Here is a 17,212-nt window from a genome sequence, read left to right on the forward strand (position 1 = left end):
TCGTTCGCGGCCATCTGCTGACCTGAGCAACACCTATTGCCTGCAACAGAAGCGTATCGCGGTCACCCGTGACACGTGCAATAACCGTGGTTACCAGCTGCCACGGACGGGACCAGGGAGACAGGTCGAGTTCTTTGCTAAGGATTTGCGCCTAGAAATGGTGCGGTTACCGAAAGCATTGCGCGACAGACTTTCCGCTAGCGACCCCGCGTCGCCAATTCGACGACGTCCGCGGCGTCGACGAGCAGCGCATCGGGCGCATGCTGTCCGGTGCGCACGAGATACGCGTCCACGAGCCGCCGATCACCTTGTCGTACACCGCGTCATCGGACAGCGACGGCACGCCGATGCGGGTATAGCCGAGGTCGCCGTACAGGTGCCTGGCGAACGCGTCCGCGAGGCCCTCGCTGACGACGTATTCACCGACCGTCACGGTTGCCGGATCCCACCGCACGTTGCTGTAGCGATCCGATCCCACGCCTGCGCGTCAGGTAGGGCTTCCAGCCCGGCCAGGGCTCCCTCGACCTCGCGGCCGGCGCGGAACCCGCCGCTCGTGTGGTGCAATGTCACTTTTCCGCCATATGAGCGGTTTTCGACACCGCGAAGATCGAAATTCGCCGATTCCATTACCCCGGTATTCACCAGGTGTAGCCGACCTCAACAGGAATGGTCGATGCCCCCATCAATGGGGGCAAATGCCGTTGCCACCGCGTGACCCGACCGTGTCCGGCGTCGCCTTATGGACTCGACACCGTAACGCTCACCTCCCCTTTTCCGACGTCCTTGGTGACGCACGGCCTCGGGGGGCCTGCCCGTCCAACATGCCGGTAATTGGAATGGGGAAACAGGACATGGATTTTCGCGGGTTCTTCGCCCGACATCGCATCGCCTCGGCGGTCGCCGCGCCCGCGGTGCTCGGCGTCGCGGCGATCGTCGCGACCACGTTCGCGCTGACGTCGTCGCCGCAAACCAGGGATACGCAGCTCACCTCGTCGGTCACCGAGTGCCACGACATGGTCAGCATCTCGGTGGCGGGCCGTAACGACACACCGAAGCAGGGCACGACGAAGCTGCTGGTCGACGCCAACGGCAACGAACTGCCCGCCGCGCTGGCAGGTGACTACAACAGCGAGTGGGTCGATCCGGTGGTCAACCCGGCCGCCGGTGCCGTCGATCCCGGCTCCTACGCCGCCGTCTACATCGCCTATCCGGCGAACCTGGCGACCTATGAGGACGCCGTCAACACCGGTGCCGCGAATACCGAGCAGGTGATGCGGGAGATCTCGCAGGCGTGCCCGAACACCAAGTTCTCCATCGTCGGCTACAGCGAGGGCGCCGACGTCGTGCGCCGGGTCGCGATGAAGGTCGGGCATCAGGAGGCAGGCAAGGACGGCGCATACGGGATCGTCGATCCGGCCAAGGTCGTCGGCGTGGTCATCATCGCCGACGCCGGTCGCTCGGCGGGCGACGGGCCGTTCCCCGGCGCGAAGGACCCGAGCCATCCCGACGGCTTCGACCAGAACTACCAGAACGGCAAGAACCCGACGCCGGGCCAGGGCGCCCTGCCGGGTACCAGCGGTGACTTCGGCGCGCTGAACGGCAAGATCGCGTCGTTCTGCTCCGACGGTGACCTCACTTGCTCTGCGCCGCAGAACATTTCATTGCTGCAGTTGGTGGTGAACGTCGGACGCCAGCTCAATGGCGACGCGCTCCAGAACGAAGGACTCACGCCGGCGACCGGACAGGACGTCGCGGTGGTGCTCGGCCGGATCGCGCTTGCCGCGTTCGCCGACATCTCGTCGCAGCCGAACTGGCTCAAGAGCGACGAGACGTTCCTCCAGGTGCTGCTGAAGGTGTCGGATCCGAACTACAAGCCGGGCCAGGCGCCGAAGGAACCGGTGGCGAAGGCGGACGCGATCGCGGCCGACAACATGTCGCCGCTGGCCTACCTGCCGCAGAAGATCCTGAACGAGATCATCGGTCTCATCGTGACCAACCAGAACACCATCCCGGTGATCATGAGCGATCCGTACAAGCAGACCCTCGGCCCGGACCACACCGGTCACCACTTCGACTACTGGCACGACGCGGACCCGGCCAACGGTAAGCCGATGACCTCCGCCGAGTACGCGGCCGCGTGGATCACCCACCTGGCGCAGCAGGCCCAGGCGGGCAAGAAGGTCGACACCACCGCCAAGCCGACCGAGGCCGACCTGGCCGCCGCTTACAAGGCGGCAGCGCCCACCTCGACGTCGCCGACGGCAACGCCGACCAAGAGCGCGACGCCCACCAGCACCACCACCAGTGCCGCTCCCACCACGAGCAGCACCGCGACAACCCCGTCGCCGACAACTACTGCGGCACCGACCACCACCTCGACCATCCCGGTGACACCGCAGGCAATCAACGCACCGGCTCCGACCTCGGCCACACCGACCGAGACCACGGCGCCGACCACCACTCCGACCACCACCTCCGCGGCACCGACCACGACCAGCGTCACGCCGACGCCCACCACCAGCGCCGTCGGTTAACTGAATCCAAAAAGACCCTGCCCCACGCACTTCGCGTCGGGCAGGGTCTTTTGCTGTCAGCAAGCTCGCGGCGCAGTGCGCCGAATTGACCTGTGACACAGAACAATTCCGACTGCGGAACGACCAGGGATCAGACGACCGCGTAAGGGTAGGCGGCAGCGCGGTTCTGGAAGGAGAGGATGCGGAGGTTCTGCACTCGCCCGTCCCGGATTTCGATGGCGCGGCGGACGGTTTCGCTGCCGTCCCAGGCGTCGGGGCCCGCCATCACGATGGGCAGATATTCGAGCAGGGCCTCGGAGTTTTCCCAGGTGGCGGAGTTCCACAGGAAGGACGGGCTGTGGTCGACGCCGTAGTAGTGCAGGTCCTCGCCGATGGTGAACATGGGGTCGGTGAACGAGGTGGGGCGGGCCCATTCGAAACCCATGCCCTCGTCGCACGAGACATCGACGAACAGGGTGCCGCGAGCGAACAGCGGTAAATCCTCGTTCAGCACGAACATCAGCGGTTCTTCGGTGTCCTGCAGGATGCAGTTGACCACCACGTCGTACTGGGCGAGCACCTCGGCCAGCGGTCCGGGTTCCGGCGCCTTCAGGGCGAGAGTCCGGCTCGGGTTCGCGGGATCGCGCTCGAAATGCTGCATCCGCACCGAGGCGAACGGCGAGGCGACGGCGGAGACGCTGCGCTGGGTCAGCACCGTGACGTCGCTGATGCCCATCGCGTTGAGCGCGCGCACCGCACCGCGGGCGGTGGCGCCGAAGCTGATCACCGCGGCCCGCATCCGGCGCCCGTAGTCGCCGCTGGATCCGCGCAGCTGCAGCGCGTGCAGCACCGAGCAATAGCCGGCCAGCTCGTTGTTCTTGTGGAAGACGTGGACGCTGAAGTTGCCCTCCTTCGTCCAGTGATTCATCGCCTCCCAGGCGATCAGGGTCAGCCCGCGATCGACGGCCAGCTGGGTCATCCGCTGGTCCTGCACGCAATGCGGCCATCCCCAGACGATCTGTCCGGCGCGCAGGTGCTCCAGGTCCTCGGGCATCGGCTTGGGCAACAACAGCACATCACACTCGGCGAACAGTTCCTCGCGGCTGCGTTGTCCGGCGACCAGCGGGGCGAGGTGCTCATCGGTGTAACCGAATCGGTCGCCGTAGCCGCGCTCGAGGAAAACTCGCTCGCGAAGCCCCGGATCGATCCGGTCCAGGTGCGCCGGATGGATCGCCAACCGGTGCTCGTCCTCCTTGCGGGAGGTCGCGACTACACCGATCGTCAGTTGCTTCACCAAGTGAGCCTACGCGCATCCAGCCGCCATGACCTGCCGCATCTGGGCCGGTCAGCGCCACGATCACCCGGTCCGGAGCGCGGATCGACACCGAAAGCGGCTCGGCCACATCGCCGAATCCTCCCGCCGCGCCGCGACGCCGGAGCCGCGCAATAATCGGGTGCCTGCCGTGGGCCGCCGAATTAGGCTCGGGCCCATGCGTTTTCTCGTCCCCTACCACCTCGACGAGTACCTGCCGGATCTGGATGCACCGGTGACCCCGGACGAAGTGATCAGCCCCGAACTGCCGGACGTCGACGACCCGTGGGCGCGTATGGCGGTGTTGTACGACACCGTCGCGGAGCAGGTGGCGGCGTCCATCCGCCGCGCCGAACACCCTGCGGTGGTCGCGTCCGGCGACTGCACCACCTCGCTCGGCGTCGTGGCCGGACTGCAGCGGGCCGGATTCGACCCGGCGATCGTCTGGTTCGACGCGCACGGCGACGTCCAGACGCTGGAGACTTCCACCTCCGGCTACCTCGGCGGCATGCCGTTGCGAATGCTCACCGGATACGGCAGGCACCTGATCGCCGATCGAATCGGCTTGCGCGACATCCCCGAGGAACGCGCCATCCTGGTCGACGGCCGCGATCTCGATCCGCCGGAAGCGGAGTTCCTGCGCACGGCGCGGATCCGGCAGCGCAGCGTGGACGACCTCGGCGAGCTGCCGGACGGCCCGCTCTACCTGCATCTCGACTGCGATGTGATCGATCCGGGCGACCTGCCGGGACTGCTCTTCCCCGCGCCGGGCGGGCCGAGCCTGGCAACAGTCTCCGGTGCCATCCGGAGCATCGTGGACACCGGCCGAGTCGCCGCATTCGGGCTGGCCTGTACGTGGCACAACGATCGAGGCGCCGCCGCCCACCTGCGCCCACTTGTCGACTCCGTCTGAGGCCGAAAAGCGCTGATGCCCCGAGTAGTAGGGGCAAGTGGCCTGGTCCATGCCCTGAGAAGTGGATCTGTCGGATGATCGGACCCGCGGTCTAAGCTCCCGTTTGATCGAAAGCGAGTGGAGCATGCCAGTTACTACGTCCCCCCTTGTTCTGTGCCGACGGGCGGTCGCGCGATGACGCGGCGCGGCTGGGCGCTGTTCCTCGCGATGGGCGTGATCTGGGGCGTGCCCTACGCGATGATCCGCATCGCGGTGGCGGACTTCGATCCGGTGGTCGTCGCGTTCGCCAGAACGTTGATCGGTGCGCTGGTGCTGTTGCCGATCGCGTTGTACACCAAGGCATTAGGGCCGGTATTCCGGCGGTGGCGGCCGCTGCTGTTGTACACGGTGGTGGAGATCGTCGGTCCGTGGTTGTTCATCGGATTCGCGGAGACCACGCTGAACAGCTCGACCGTCGGGCTGCTGATCGCGGCCGTCCCGTTGATCGCGGTGGTCATCGTGACCAAGCTCGGCCAGGACCGCTTCGACCGGCGCCGGGTCACCGGGCTGATGGTCGGATTCGCCGGCGTCGCCGCGTTGGTCGGCCTGGATATCGACCTGTCCAATCCCGCGGCCCTCGGCGCGATCGCGTTGACCACCATCGGGTATGCGGTCGGGCCGATCGTGATCAACCGGGCGCTGGCCGACCTGCCGCCGCTCGGCGTGGTGACCGCGTCGCTGATCATCGCCGCCGTGGTCTACGCGCCGTTCGCGGCCTGGCGCAGACCGGCCAGCTATCCCGCCGACGCCACGCTGTCCGTCGTCGGCCTCGCGCTGATCTGCACCGCCGCCGCGTTCCTGTTGTTCTTCGCGCTCATCTCGGAGGTCGGCCCGGCCCGCGCGACGGTGATCACCTACATCAATCCCGCGGTGGCCATCGTGCTCGGCGTCGCGGCGCTCGGCGAACCACTCACCGCGGGCATGGCGATCGGCTTCCCGCTGGTGATCCTCGGTTCGATCCTCGGCACCGCCCGCAGTCGCGAGGTACCGGAGGAGTCGCTGTGCACCACCCCCGCGGCGCCCGAGGCGGCCACCATTACCCGCGAGGTAATCGACCGCGTCGACGGTCGCGGCCAGAATGATGCGCGTGCCGCCTCGACCGGAGGCGAGCCGGACCTCGAAAGGATCGACCTTGTCGCCGACGACGTCCACCACCCACAGCGTGGTGGCTGAATTGTTGCGCCGCATCGGTTCCGGCGATGCCGACGCCATCGCCGAGCTGTATGCCGACGAGGTGGACTGGAAGCTGGACTGGCCGGCGGCCGAGCACGGCCGGGCCGCGACACCGTGGATTCGGCACCGGTCGACGGGCGCCGAGTCGGCCGCCCACTTCCGCTCGATCGCCGAACATCATGTGCCGGAAGAGGCGGCGACCGAGATCGAGCGCATCCTCGTCGACGGCGCGGACGCGGTGGTGCTCGGCGAGATCCGGCAGACCGCGCGCAGCACCGGGCGTGCCTATCGGGCGCGGTTCGCGCTGCACCTCACCGTCGAGGCGGGCCTGGTCACCAGGCATCATGTCTACGAGGACAGCCTGGCCGTCGCGCAAGCCTTCGAGGCCGGCGCCTGAACCACTCCGGCGAAGTGGATGATGTTGGGGTGGTTGGAAATACGAACGCCCCCGCCGACGTCGACAACACCCGCAACGCCTACAACGACATCGCCGATGTCTATGCGGAATTCGTCAAGAACCATCTCGACAAGCAGCCGCACGATCGCGCCATGCTGGCCGTATTCGCGGAACTGTTGCAGGCCAAGGGATCCGGTGCCGTGGCCGACATCGGTTGTGGCGAAGGACGACTCACAGCACACCTGCACGGCCTCGGCCTACCGGCCTTCGGCATCGATCTGTCACCGGCGATGATCGCCCTTGCCCGGCAGCAGTATCCGGAGCTGTCCTTCGCCGAGGGTTCGATGGAGCAGCTGGCGCTCGGCGATGCCAGCGTGCGCGGGCTGGTCGCGTGGTACTCGTTCATCCATCTGCCGCCCGAACGGATGCCGGAGGTGTTGGCCGAGTTCTATCGGGTACTCGAAGTGGAAGGGCACGCGCTGCTTGCCTTCTTCGCGACCGATACACCCGGCACGGTGGAAGCGTTCGACCACAAGGTGGCTCGCGCCTACCGCTGGTCACCGGAGCGACTTGCCGCACTGTTGCGGGACGCCGGATTCACGGTGCACACCCGAATGGTCCGGGAGCCGGATCCGGGCGAACGATTCCAGCAGGCCTACTTACTGGTATCAAAGCTTCGCTAAAGACAGCGCAGCGACCGTCCGGACCAGGTAACTTGGTTGTGTCGCGCAGGATTCATGGCTGCGCGCGGGCCCGCCCGACAACGTGGTCGATTCGATTACACACCACCACCTGTCGTCAGGGGGCGACCACACCATGGATCTCATCGCACCGATTGATGCTGTCTTCCTGCTCGCCGAATCCCGCGAACACCCGATGCATGTCGGCTCGCTTCAGCTCTTCGAGGCGCCCGACGACGCCGGGCCCGACTTCGCCGGGCAGATCTTCGAGAAGTTGCTGGCCTGCAAGGACATCGACTCGACCTTCCGTTCGCGCCCGGCCACCCTGTTCGGCGCCCCGCAAATGGCGTGGACCAGGGAGGACGACGTCGAGCTCGAATACCACGTGCGCCGTCTCGCGCTGCCGCGTCCCGGCCGGATGGATCAACTGGTCGAGCTCGCCTCCCGGCTGCACAGCAACCTGCTCGACCGGCATCGCCCGCTGTGGGAGGTCTACCTCATCGAGGGCCTCGCCGACGGCCGCTTCGCCGTCTACTCGAAGATGCACCACGCCCTGATCGACGGAGTCTCCGCGCAACGCGTGATGCAGCGAACGCTGACCAGCGAACCGACCGCGGACGAGGCCAAGGTCCCGTGGAATCTGCCGAGGACGCCGCGCAAACCCGCGGCCGAGTCCGGCTCCGGACTGCGCGGCGCGGCCCGAAACCTGTTGTCGGCGGCCGCATCCGGGCCGACGCTGCTGCGCACCGCCCGCTCCGTGCTGCTCCAGCAACAGCTGACCATGCCGTTCGAGGCGCCGCGCACCATGTTCAACGTGCCCATCGGCGGCGCCCGCCGCACCGTGGTCCGCTCCTGGCCGCTGGAGCGGATCAAGCAGGTCAAGAAGGCGACAGGGTCGACCATCAACGACGTGGTGCTCACTATGTCGGCCGGTGCGCTGCGCGCCTATCTCGACGAGCGAGATGCCTTGCCGGACAAGCCATTGATCGCCATGGTGCCGATGTCGCTGCGCTCGGCCGACGATGTCGAGACCAACGGCGTGAAGGTCGGCGCCGTGCTGTGCAACCTCGGCACCGACATCGCCGATCCGCTGGACCGGCTACGCGTGGTCAGCGAATCGATGCGCAAGAGCAAGGACGTGTACGGCTCGCTGTCGAGCCTGCAGACGATGGCGCTGTCCGCGCTCATGGTCAGCCCGATCGCGCTCAGCCTGCTGCCCGGTCTGGTCCCGCTGACCAATCCGGCGTTCAACATCGTCATCTCGAACGTGCCCGGCCCGCGCGAGCCGATGTACTGGAACGGCGCCCGCCTCGACGCCACCTACCCGATGTCGATCCCGTTCGACGGCCAGGCGGTGAACATCACGCTGACCAGCAACGCGGGCAATCTCGACTTCGGCCTGGTCGGCTGCCGACGCAGCGTCCCCGAACTCCCCCGGCTGCTCGACCACCTGGAGAACGCGCTGAGCGAGCTGGAGGAAGCCGCCGTCTGAAAGAGGTCTGCCCAGCAAAACTAGAACGTGTTACTGTCAAAGAATGGTGCACGACCAGTCGAGGACGCCGCGGCCGTGTCATGGCGATAGTTACGGCCCGCGGCTGATTCGACGAGTCGGGATCCGAGCATGCTCCGGATCGCACCGCGGACAATTATGTAACTCGTTCTAGGACAAGCTGCGGTGCGTCGTTCGCGGCGCCGCGGCAGCGAGGGAGACCAGCACGCCATGCGTACCGAAATCTGCGAACGGCTCGGGATCGAATTCCCCATCTTCGCGTTCACCCACTGCCGCGACGTGGCGGCCGCGGTCAGCAATGCCGGCGGACTCGGCGTGCTCGGTGCGGTCGGCTTCACGGCCGAGGAGTTAGAGGTCGAGCTGAGCTGGCTCGACGAACATGTGCACGGCGTGTACGGCGTCGACCTGGTGATCCCGAGCAAATACGAGGGCAAGGGCATCGACGGCCTCACCCCCGACGAGCTGGAAGCCAAACTGGCGGAACTGGTTCCGCACGGCCACCGCGATTTCGCCGAGAAGATCCTGGCCGACCACGGCGTGCCCGCGCTGCCCGACGGCGAGCGGCACAACCAGCTGCTCGGCTGGACCGCGACGACCGCGGCACCGCAGGTCGAGGTGATCCTGCGGCACCCGAAGGCCAAGCTGGTCGCCAATGCCCTCGGCACCCCGCCCGACGACGTGATCAAGCAGGTGCAGGACTCCGGCCGGCTCATCGGCGCGCTGTGCGGCTCGGTGAAACACGCGCTCAACCACAAGAACGCGGGCCTGGACTTCGTGGTCTGCCAGGGCACCGAGGGCGGCGGGCACTGCGGCGAGATCTCCTCGCTGGTGCTGTGGCCGCAGGTGATCGACGCCGTCGGCGACCTGCCGGTGCTCGCCGCGGGCGGCGTCGGCAACGGCCGCCAGGTGGCGGCGGCGCTGGCGATGGGCGCGGCGGGTGCGTGGACCGGCTCGCTGTGGCTGACCGTCGAGGAGGCGAATGTGCCGCCCGCGCAGATGCAGACCTATATCGACGCGTCCAGCCACGACACCGTGCGCTCGCGCTCGTGGACCGGCAAGCCGTGCCGGATGCTGCGCAACGACTGGACCGACGCCTGGGAGCAGGCCGACACCCCGGACCCGCTGCCCATGCCGCTGCAGATGATGGTGGCACTGGACGGCGTCAAGCGCGGACACCGCTATCCCGAGGCCGCCAAGGACGTGAACTTCAACCCGGTCGGCCAGGTGGTCGGCATGATGACCAAGGTCGAGCGTTCCGCCGACGTGGTGAATCGGCTGATCCAAGAGTACGTCGAGGCCTGCGACCGGCTGAACAAACTCAACGGCAGTCTGTAGCTATTCCGGCCATTCCGGCCAGCCCTTTTCGCGCAGCACCGGGTCGGTGACGCCGCCCCAGCAGGTGAGCTGGTCGGTGTCCCACCCGGCCAGCTCGGCGCCGTTCGCGTAGACGGACTGGAAGAACTCGAGTGCGGCGCCGACCGGGTCGGCGGTCGCGCGGGCGGCGTCGTACGGGTAGTAGGCCGAGTGGCCCGCGCCGGAGGCGACCCAGTGGGCGGCCGCCGGGGTCAGTGGACGTTCGGCCAGTCCGGCGGGTTCGGGTGCGGTGTAGGAGTAGAAGGTCGGCTCGGGCACCTTGTCGTCGCCGAACCAGAATCCGGAACTGATCACCTCGCGGGAGTACGCCTCGCGGGTCACCGAATCCACCGTCTCGGGCAGCTCGATGTGCCGCGGCGAGAAACGCTGCACCGCGATATCGAAGGTGTGCCAGAACAATTGGACCGGGCTGATCTTGCCGGAGTAGGTCGCGCTGAACTCCTCCAGCACCCGCCCGACCTGGCTCTGCACCCGAAAAGCGTGCTGCGCCTTAGCCGCGTCGTAGTCACGGTGCTCGTCGTCGTCCTCGAACGGCCGGCGCACGTCCGGCAGATCGAACGGATGTGGATGCGCGAGAACGACATCCACGTCCAGATCGCGCAGGCCGTTCATCACATCACCGTAGAAGGTGGCCACCGACTGGTCGATGAGGTCGATCTCGACCTGTGTCCCCTGATCCGTCGCGATCCGCAGCACATGATCGAAGAAGTCGAACGCGCAGGTGAACACCGGGCCGTTGCGGGCTGAGCCGAGCGGGACAGTGGTCCAGCCGCGTGCGGTGAGCCGATAGGTCATATGCCACCAGTGGTTGCGCCGGACGCCTTTCGCCAGCGCCACCTTGCCCACGATCTGGGCGAAGCGATGCAGTGTCTCCTTGGTTGGCCGCCAGGACTCCAGCGGAATCGCGGGCAACGGCTCGAATGAGACGGTCATGGGGAAAACGGTACGCCGGTAACCCTGCTAGTTCTGCGAGCCGAGCCGCTTCCCGAGAGTCACACTTCATTGTCTGAGACAGTGTAGTCTCTGCGAATGGCCCACTGCTATACAGGCTTCGCCGCATGACGATCTGGATCATCATCGCCGCCGTATTGGTTGTCCTCGCCCTTGCCGGAGCGGCAACGCTCGTCGTACTGCGGCACTGGACCAAGGCGACGCTCGCGGGCGGCGGCACTGCGCTGAAACCGATCAGCGCAGGCAAACTCCGGCACTTCGTCGACAACAAGGCGGCGTTCGTGGTCACCGCCGAGCGCACCTTCGACGCGGCACCGGATCGGGTGTGGGCCGCGCTCGACACCAACGGACTGTTCTCCTGGCTGCCGTTGATCAACGGCATGCGCTACCGCGACCAAGGCCACACCGTCGGCGCCACCCGTGTCTTCGACGGTTTGCTGGTGGCCGGCGCGGAACAGGTGGTCGCGCGGGAGGAGGGTCATCGGCTCGCACTGACCGCGACCACCTCCTCGGTGCCGTTCGTCATGAAGTCGATCGTCGAGGAATACGCGCTCAGCCCAACGGATTCCGGCGCGACGACACTCACCTGGACACTGGCCGCGCAACCGCGCTTCGGGTGGTTGCTGCCGTATCAGCTCTTCGCCCCGCTGGCCCGTCCGCTCGCCCGGTGGAGCCTGGGCGGACTGGCCACTCGAATCTGATTCGATCGATTCGCGCTAAGCGGCGGCGCCGTCTTCGCCGAAACCCGGCAGCCAGCGGGAAACCAGCTCGACGAACGGACCTTCCGCGTCGAGCTGGGCACACACCCCGACGACGCCGGCGAACACCCGGCCGAGCATGGCCAGCTCCGGAATCTCGGTGGGCGCTTTCACCGCCCGCGTATTGGTCAGCGACACGTTCTTCATGTCGAGTGCGCGAGCGGTGTGCCCCTGCAACAGTTCTCGGCTGATGTGCACGCTGTCACCGCTGAGCTGCGCCACGATCGGCGCGACCAGCCGCTCGATCGGGCCGAGCTCCAGCGCGTGACCCGGACGCACGAAACCGTTGTCCCGCAGCACGATTACCAACCGGTCGTAGTCCTCCTGCATCGCGCAGCGGGCCAGCTCACCGATCACCGCCGGAATCCCCTCCGGGAGTGCGATCGATGCGCCGAAGTCGATGACCCCCAGGCGACCGTCGTCGAGCAGCTGGAAGTTCCCCGGATGCGGGTCACAGTGCAGATAGCCGGCCCGCACCGGCGAGGACAGCGAGAACTCGACCAGCAGTCGTCCCGCCCGATCCCGCTGCGCCTTGGTGCCATCGACGATGATCTTCGCCAGCGGGGTGGCATGCATCCATTCGGAGACAAGCACTTTCGGTGCGCTCGCGATCACCTTGGGTATCTGGAAGGACGGGTCGCCCGCGAACACCTTGGCGAAGCGCCGCTGGTGATCCGCCTCGATCCGGTAGTCGAGCTCGTCGGCGGTGCGGTCGATGAACTCCGCGATCAGCGACTTGGCGTCCGCGCCGGGCAGCATGAGACCGAAAGCGCCGGAGAACATCTGGAGCATCTTCAGGTCCGACATCAATGCCGTGTCGGCACCCGGATACTGCACCTTCACCGCGACGGTGCGGCCGTCGCGCCACACGGCCCGGTGCACCTGCCCAATGCTGGCGGCGGCGACCGGCTCGTCGTCGAACTCGGTGAAGCGCTCGCGCCAGCGGGTGCCGAGTTGTTCGGTGAGCATCCGGTGCACCGAACTGGTCGGCATCGGCGGCGCCTGCGACTGCAGCCGGGTGAGCGCCTCGCGGTAGCGGTCCGCGAAGCGCGGCGGGATGCTGGCCTCGGCCACGCTCAACGCCTGGCCGAGCTTCATCGCGCCGCCCTTGAGCTCGCCGAGCACCGCGAACATCTGATCCGCAGCCTTGTCGATGAGCTCGTCGTCGAGTTCGCCGCGCGGTACGCCGGTCATCATCGCGCGACCGGTGGCGGTGACCCGGCGGGCCATGATGCCCATCGGCAGCCCGGCCAATTTCGCCGACCGCGCCAAACCCTTACGCCTACTGCCTGCCATGGTTACCTCGCTTCGGTGCGTACCGCCTACCCTATTCTGTCTGAGACAGCGAAGCAATGGGGCGATACGTCAGCGGCCGCAGAATTCCGGGCGCGAAAAAGCGGCACATGCCGGGCGTGACCGGGCGATGCGCACCGTCAGGCGGTGGCCGCGTGTCCCGCGTCGGTTTGCTCGTCGGATGCGCCGACCAGCTCGTCGAAGCGAATGATCACCTTCTCGTGATACATCCCGAACAGGTCCTCGAACAGCGCCACCTGCGCCTCGGACGGCCCGGAACCGGAGTCCCACACCGCCGCGAGCGCCCGCCAGACCAGCACGTGCAGGTCCGGCGCGCCCGCGAAGAACGCCTCGACCGCCTCCGGCACCTCGAGCACCATCTCGCCGACCGAGTTCAGAATCGCCCGCTGCATGGTGAGGCCGAGCGCGGTGAGCAGCCTGCGCACCAGGCCGACCTCGATGGCCAGAATCTGGCGCAGGTCCGGATCGTCCTGCCGGGCAATGGCTTCGAGCTTGTCGATCTCGGCCTTGAGTTCGGCCTGATCGATCGCCTGATCGCTGCCCGTGTAGGCGAGCAGCGTCTCCATCACGATGCCGCGCTCGACGTCGACGATGTCGCGGAACATCTCTATCGCGATGTCCGGCATCGGAATCGAGAAACGGAACAGCTGCCGGTACACATCGACGCCGCCCGCCTCGCGGACGTCCCGAATGGTGAAACCCTTGCCGCGGCGCGCCTCGACGAACCCGTTTGTCTCCAGCCGCCCCAGCGTCAGCTGCGCGGTCGCCCGGTTCATATCGAACTCTTCGGCTACCTGGCGCACGGACGGCATGAGGTCCCCCGGCTGATACTCCCCCGCGGCAACCCGGCGTGCCAACTCATCGGCAACGTCGGCGACTACCGTCTGGGATCCCATCGAAGTCACCTTTCGACTACGTTAGATTACGTCCCAGACAGTCTAAGCCCTACTGTGCCAGACTGCACGTGTGCAACACTGGTCCGCGCACAGTGTGAGGTGAGTCATGGCGATCCGGCGCAGCGGCGACAGTTCTGACGAGGGTTCAACGGGCAGGCGCTCCCGCCTGTTCGCGTCGAGGTCCGACGGCAAACCCCCAGTTCGCGCTACTGTTCGCAATGCCAAGCTGGCCGCGCTGCCGCTGGCCTTCGCCGGACGGCAGGCCGCGGGCGTCGGCAAGCGGGCACTCGGCAGATCGTCCGAAGAAGTCAATCGAGACATCCAGATGCGCACCGCCCAGCACATGTTCGAGGTACTCGGCGAGCTGAAGGGCTGCGCCGCGAAACTCGGTCAGCTGCTTGCCATTTACGAACTCGCGCTGCCGCCGGAGATCGCCGAGCCGTACCGGATCGCACTGAGCCAGCTGCAGGACGCGGCGCCGATCATGCTGCCCAAAACCGTGCACGAGGCGATCGCGGCCAGCATGGGCGAGGACTGGCGCTGGCATTTCCGCGAATTCGACGACCGGCGCGCGGCGGCGGCCTCGCTCGGCCAGGTGCACCGCGCGGTGTGGCACGACGGCAGGCAGGTCGCGGTCAAGGTGATGTACCCCGGTGGCAGACAGGCCGTCGAAGGCGATCTCGAGCAACTGCGCCGGATCTCGCATCTGGCCACCGTTTTCCTGCCCGGCGCCGACGTCAAGGCGGTCACCGAGGCGATCTGCGACTGCGTGCGCGAGGAACTGGACTACGCGGCCGAGGCCGAGCATCAGCGCACCTTCGCCGCTGCCTACGCCGACGATCCGGAATTCTATGTGCCGCAGGTGATCGCGCAGCGCGGCGACGTGTTGATCACCGAGTGGGTCGAGGGCACCCCGCTCACCCGCATCGTGGCCGCCGGTGCGCAGGCCGAGCGTGATCGCGTCGGCATGCTGATGGTCCGCTTCGTCACCTCGGGCTGGGGACGGCACGGACTGCTCTACGCCGACCCGCATCCCGGCAACTTCCGGGTGCTGCCGGACGGACGGCTCGGCGTGGTCGACTTCGGGGCCTGCTGCGCTTGGCCGCCAGAGGGTTTCGAGGAACTGGCGCTGGATTACTGCAAGGCCTTCTTCAACGGCGGTGGGCCGGAGAAGCTGGAGGTGGCGACCCGGCGGCACGGGTTCGTCACGACCGGGCGCGCCTTCGACGTCGAAGAGCTCTACGCCATCGTCGAACCGTGCAGTGAACCGTTCAAGCACGCGACGTATCGGATGACGACGCCCTGGCTGCGCAAGCAGGTGTTGCGCACCACCAACCCGCGGCTGTCGAATGTGGTGCGCGAGATGACCATGCCCGCCTACTTCACCCCGTTCGCCAGGGCCGCGCTCACCCTGATCGGCGTGCTGAGCCAGTTGGAGACCGAGGGCCCGTACCGCGAGGAGATCCTGCGCTGGATGCCGGGTCTGGCCGCGGCGCTCGGGACCGTCGACGAGCCCGACCCGGATCGTCCGGTGGACTTGGCCGCGGCACGCAAGCGGCGAAACGACACGGACAACCGGCAGATGTCGGTCGGCTGATCAGGTAGCTCGCAGACAAAGTCCTCGCCTCGTGGGCGGGTGCTTTCTGCCGTACGCAGATCTGGTCACACTGTCCCAGACAGTGCTATCGTCGATGTAGCACTACCAACGGAGGTACACCGTGTCGATAGCACCTGCGCAGGCGGCGCACTCGCGTTCGGTCGAACAACCCGATTTCGAAGTCGTCGTGATCGGCGCGGGCTTCGGCGGCATCGGGATGGGCGTCGAACTCCGCAAGGCCGGAATCCACAACTTTCTGATCGTCGACAAGAACAGCGATATCGGCGGCACCTGGCAGGCCAATACCTATCCCGGTGTGGCGGTGGACATTCCGTCGGTTTACTACAGCTTCTCCTACGAGCCGCCCAAGGTGTGGTCGCGCATGTTCGCGCCGGGCGCCGAGGTGAAGGCCTACGCCGACCAGGTGGTCGACCGGTACGGGTTGCGGTCGCGAATCCTGTTGAACACCAAGGTGGTCGGCGGCGAGTGGGATGAGCGGCATCATCTCTGGCGCGGCAAGCTCGACACCGGCCAGGTGGTGACCTCGCGGTTCGTCGTCGGCGCCGTCGGCGGCCTGGAGGTGCCGAAGATGCCCGACATCGAGGGCATCGACAAGTTCGGCGGCAAGATCGTGCACACCGCGCAGTGGGACCACGACTACGACTACGCGGGCAAGCGAATCGCCGTCATCGGGACGGGTGCCACTGCGCTGCAACTGATTCCGGAGATGGCCGACATCGCGACGAACCTCACCGTGTTCCAGCGGCGGCCGATCTGGGTCGCCCCGAAACCGGACTTCCCGATTCCGGCGTTCGCGAAGAACATCATGGTCAATGTGGGTCCGCTGCGCCGGCTACTGCGCGCGGCGGTGACGCTCGGCATCGACTTCGGCATCTCCGGTGTCGGGGTGTTCCACAGCCAGATTCCCGGCGTGGTCAAGCTCGCCCAGCGCGGCGGCGGTGCGCTGTATCGGGCGCAGCTGCCGGGCAATGCCGAACTGGCGCAACGGTTGACGCCGGATTACGCGCCGGGCTGCAAGCGCCCGTCGGTGTCGAACCGGTACCTGCGCACGTTCACCCGGGACCACGTCGAGCTGGTCACCGACCCGATCGAGAAGGTCACCAAGACCGGCGTGGTCACCGCGGACGGGGTGCTGCGCAAGGCCGATGTGCTGGTGTGCGCCACCGGATTCCGGGTGATGGACAAGGGCTTCACGCCGCCGTATCCGCTGGCCGGCCGGGACGGCCTCGATCTCGGCGAGTTCTGGGACCGCAACCACTACCAGGCGTACCAGGGCGTGACGGTGCCGAAGTTCCCGAATCTGTTCCTGATCACCGGGCCGTACGGGTTCGCGGCAGGCTCCTATCTCGCGATGATCGAGTGCACCACCAGGCACGCGGCCAGGGCGATCAAGGAGGCGCGCAGGCGCGGCGCCACGGCGGTGGAGATCAAACAGGAACCGCACGACGCCTACTTCCAGCAGTGCGTGCGGCGCGGGTCGCAGACGATGTGGCTGTCCGACGCGTGTGCCGACTCCAATACGTATTACGTCAACTATCAGGGCGACCCGGCGGCGATTCGGCCGAGTACACATCTCGAAATGTGGTGGGGGAACAAGCATTTCCCGTTCGATCACTACGCGTTCACCAAGCTGGCGGGAGACACTGCCGCCACGTACACCGGCGGCATCGAGGACGTCCGGCCGGACTCGTTCACCAACGAGGACCTCGCCGAGTTCTTCCGCAGCCGCAGACTGAGCGTCCGCACCTAATGCCGAGGAGAAAC

The 17,212-nt window shown here is 66.9% G+C and carries 15 protein-coding genes; 10 read left to right on the top strand and 5 right to left on the bottom strand.

The features are described from left to right. Positions 1-166 precede the first annotated feature (166 nt). Entirely contained in the window at positions 167-478 is a 312-nt protein-coding gene (locus ACFWF1_RS02420) for a DUF2268 domain-containing putative Zn-dependent protease (RefSeq protein WP_379283298.1), read from the bottom strand. Positions 479-851: 373 nt separating this feature from the next. Here ACFWF1_RS02420 and ACFWF1_RS02425 point away from each other — a divergent pair, with 373 nt between their 5' ends. Further along, on the top strand, positions 852-2,534 hold the full coding sequence (locus ACFWF1_RS02425) for a cutinase family protein (RefSeq protein WP_379283297.1): 1,683 nt from the start codon (positions 852-854) through the stop codon (positions 2,532-2,534). A gap of 130 nt (positions 2,535-2,664) precedes the next feature. On the opposite strand, the gene ACFWF1_RS02430 is transcribed toward ACFWF1_RS02425, so the two are convergent. Then, complete coding sequence (locus tag ACFWF1_RS02430) at positions 2,665-3,807, bottom strand: N(5)-(carboxyethyl)ornithine synthase (protein ID WP_379283296.1); 1,143 nt, start codon at positions 3,805-3,807, stop codon at positions 2,665-2,667. Between the two features lie 196 nt (positions 3,808-4,003). Between ACFWF1_RS02430 and ACFWF1_RS02435 the strand changes: the two genes are divergently transcribed. The 6 genes from ACFWF1_RS02435 to ACFWF1_RS02460 all read left to right on the top strand — a co-directional run bounded on the left by ACFWF1_RS02435 (position 4,004) and on the right by ACFWF1_RS02460 (position 9,872). Then, positions 4,004-4,738, top strand: a complete 735-nt coding sequence (locus ACFWF1_RS02435) for an arginase family protein (protein ID WP_379283295.1) — start codon at positions 4,004-4,006, stop codon at positions 4,736-4,738. Between the two features lie 174 nt (positions 4,739-4,912). Beyond that, positions 4,913-5,950 (top strand): DMT family transporter, encoded by a 1,038-nt coding sequence (locus ACFWF1_RS02440; RefSeq protein ID WP_379322150.1) that lies wholly within the window; start codon positions 4,913-4,915, stop codon positions 5,948-5,950. After that, on the top strand, positions 5,943-6,347 hold the full coding sequence (locus ACFWF1_RS02445) for a nuclear transport factor 2 family protein (RefSeq protein ID WP_379283293.1): 405 nt from the start codon (positions 5,943-5,945) through the stop codon (positions 6,345-6,347). The genes ACFWF1_RS02440 and ACFWF1_RS02445 overlap by 8 nt, the downstream gene beginning before the upstream one ends. A gap of 29 nt (positions 6,348-6,376) precedes the next feature. Next, a complete protein-coding gene (locus ACFWF1_RS02450; protein ID WP_379283291.1) occupies positions 6,377-7,030 on the top strand; it encodes a class I SAM-dependent DNA methyltransferase in 654 nt (217 codons plus the stop codon). A 133-nt stretch (positions 7,031-7,163) separates the two neighbouring features. After that, entirely contained in the window at positions 7,164-8,519 is a 1,356-nt protein-coding gene (locus ACFWF1_RS02455) for a wax ester/triacylglycerol synthase family O-acyltransferase (protein WP_379283289.1), read from the top strand. Between the two features lie 228 nt (positions 8,520-8,747). Further along, complete coding sequence (locus ACFWF1_RS02460; protein ID WP_379283288.1) at positions 8,748-9,872, top strand: NAD(P)H-dependent flavin oxidoreductase; 1,125 nt, start codon at positions 8,748-8,750, stop codon at positions 9,870-9,872. Here the strand turns inward: ACFWF1_RS02460 and ACFWF1_RS02465 are convergent, their stop codons facing one another. Further along, a complete protein-coding gene (locus ACFWF1_RS02465; protein WP_379283287.1) occupies positions 9,873-10,844 on the bottom strand; it encodes a DUF5996 family protein in 972 nt (323 codons plus the stop codon). A gap of 125 nt (positions 10,845-10,969) precedes the next feature. On the opposite strand from ACFWF1_RS02465, the gene ACFWF1_RS02470 reads away from it, so the two are divergent. Further along, on the top strand, positions 10,970-11,563 hold the full coding sequence (locus tag ACFWF1_RS02470; protein ID WP_379283286.1) for an SRPBCC family protein: 594 nt from the start codon (positions 10,970-10,972) through the stop codon (positions 11,561-11,563). 15 nt (positions 11,564-11,578) lie between these two features. Here ACFWF1_RS02470 and ACFWF1_RS02475 read toward each other — a convergent pair whose 3' ends face one another. Both ACFWF1_RS02475 and ACFWF1_RS02480 read right to left on the bottom strand, forming a co-directional pair. Next, positions 11,579-12,916: an ABC1 kinase family protein gene (locus ACFWF1_RS02475; protein ID WP_379283285.1), complete on the bottom strand. Its 1,338-nt coding sequence runs from the start codon at positions 12,914-12,916 to the stop codon at positions 11,579-11,581. Between the two features lie 137 nt (positions 12,917-13,053). Continuing rightward, a complete protein-coding gene (locus ACFWF1_RS02480; RefSeq protein ID WP_379283284.1) occupies positions 13,054-13,830 on the bottom strand; it encodes a GntR family transcriptional regulator in 777 nt (258 codons plus the stop codon). Positions 13,831-13,936: 106 nt separating this feature from the next. On the opposite strand from ACFWF1_RS02480, the gene ACFWF1_RS02485 reads away from it, so the two are divergent. Continuing rightward, positions 13,937-15,427, top strand: coding sequence for an ABC1 kinase family protein (locus ACFWF1_RS02485; protein ID WP_379283283.1), 1,491 nt, complete (start codon positions 13,937-13,939; stop codon positions 15,425-15,427). 127 nt (positions 15,428-15,554) lie between these two features. Continuing rightward, the gene (locus tag ACFWF1_RS02490; protein ID WP_379283419.1) at positions 15,555-17,198 is read left to right on the top strand and encodes a flavin-containing monooxygenase; all 1,644 of its coding nucleotides are present in this window, start codon (positions 15,555-15,557) and stop codon (positions 17,196-17,198) included. The last annotated feature ends 14 nt before the right edge of the window (positions 17,199-17,212 follow it).

The organism is Nocardia sp. NPDC060255 (genome assembly GCF_042727395.1).
GTDB lineage: Bacteria > Actinomycetota > Actinomycetes > Mycobacteriales > Mycobacteriaceae > Nocardia.

Excerpts from the sequence above, each read along its gene's own strand:
- ACFWF1_RS02470 (WP_379283286.1), top strand. The coding sequence starts at position 10,970 with ATGACGATCTGGATCATCATCGCCGCCGTATTGGTTGTCCTCGCCCTT.
- ACFWF1_RS02485 (WP_379283283.1), top strand. The coding sequence starts at position 13,937 with ATGGCGATCCGGCGCAGCGGCGACAGTTCTGACGAGGGTTCAACGGGC.
- ACFWF1_RS02465 (WP_379283287.1), bottom strand. The coding sequence starts at position 10,844 with ATGACCGTCTCATTCGAGCCGTTGCCCGCGATTCCGCTGGAGTCCTGG.
- ACFWF1_RS02440 (WP_379322150.1), top strand. The coding sequence starts at position 4,913 with ATGACGCGGCGCGGCTGGGCGCTGTTCCTCGCGATGGGCGTGATCTGG.
- ACFWF1_RS02460 (WP_379283288.1), top strand. The coding sequence starts at position 8,748 with ATGCGTACCGAAATCTGCGAACGGCTCGGGATCGAATTCCCCATCTTC.
- ACFWF1_RS02475 (WP_379283285.1), bottom strand. The coding sequence starts at position 12,916 with ATGGCAGGCAGTAGGCGTAAGGGTTTGGCGCGGTCGGCGAAATTGGCC.
- ACFWF1_RS02480 (WP_379283284.1), bottom strand. The coding sequence starts at position 13,830 with ATGGGATCCCAGACGGTAGTCGCCGACGTTGCCGATGAGTTGGCACGC.
- ACFWF1_RS02435 (WP_379283295.1), top strand. The coding sequence starts at position 4,004 with ATGCGTTTTCTCGTCCCCTACCACCTCGACGAGTACCTGCCGGATCTG.
- ACFWF1_RS02425 (WP_379283297.1), top strand. The coding sequence starts at position 852 with ATGGATTTTCGCGGGTTCTTCGCCCGACATCGCATCGCCTCGGCGGTC.
- ACFWF1_RS02455 (WP_379283289.1), top strand. The coding sequence starts at position 7,164 with ATGGATCTCATCGCACCGATTGATGCTGTCTTCCTGCTCGCCGAATCC.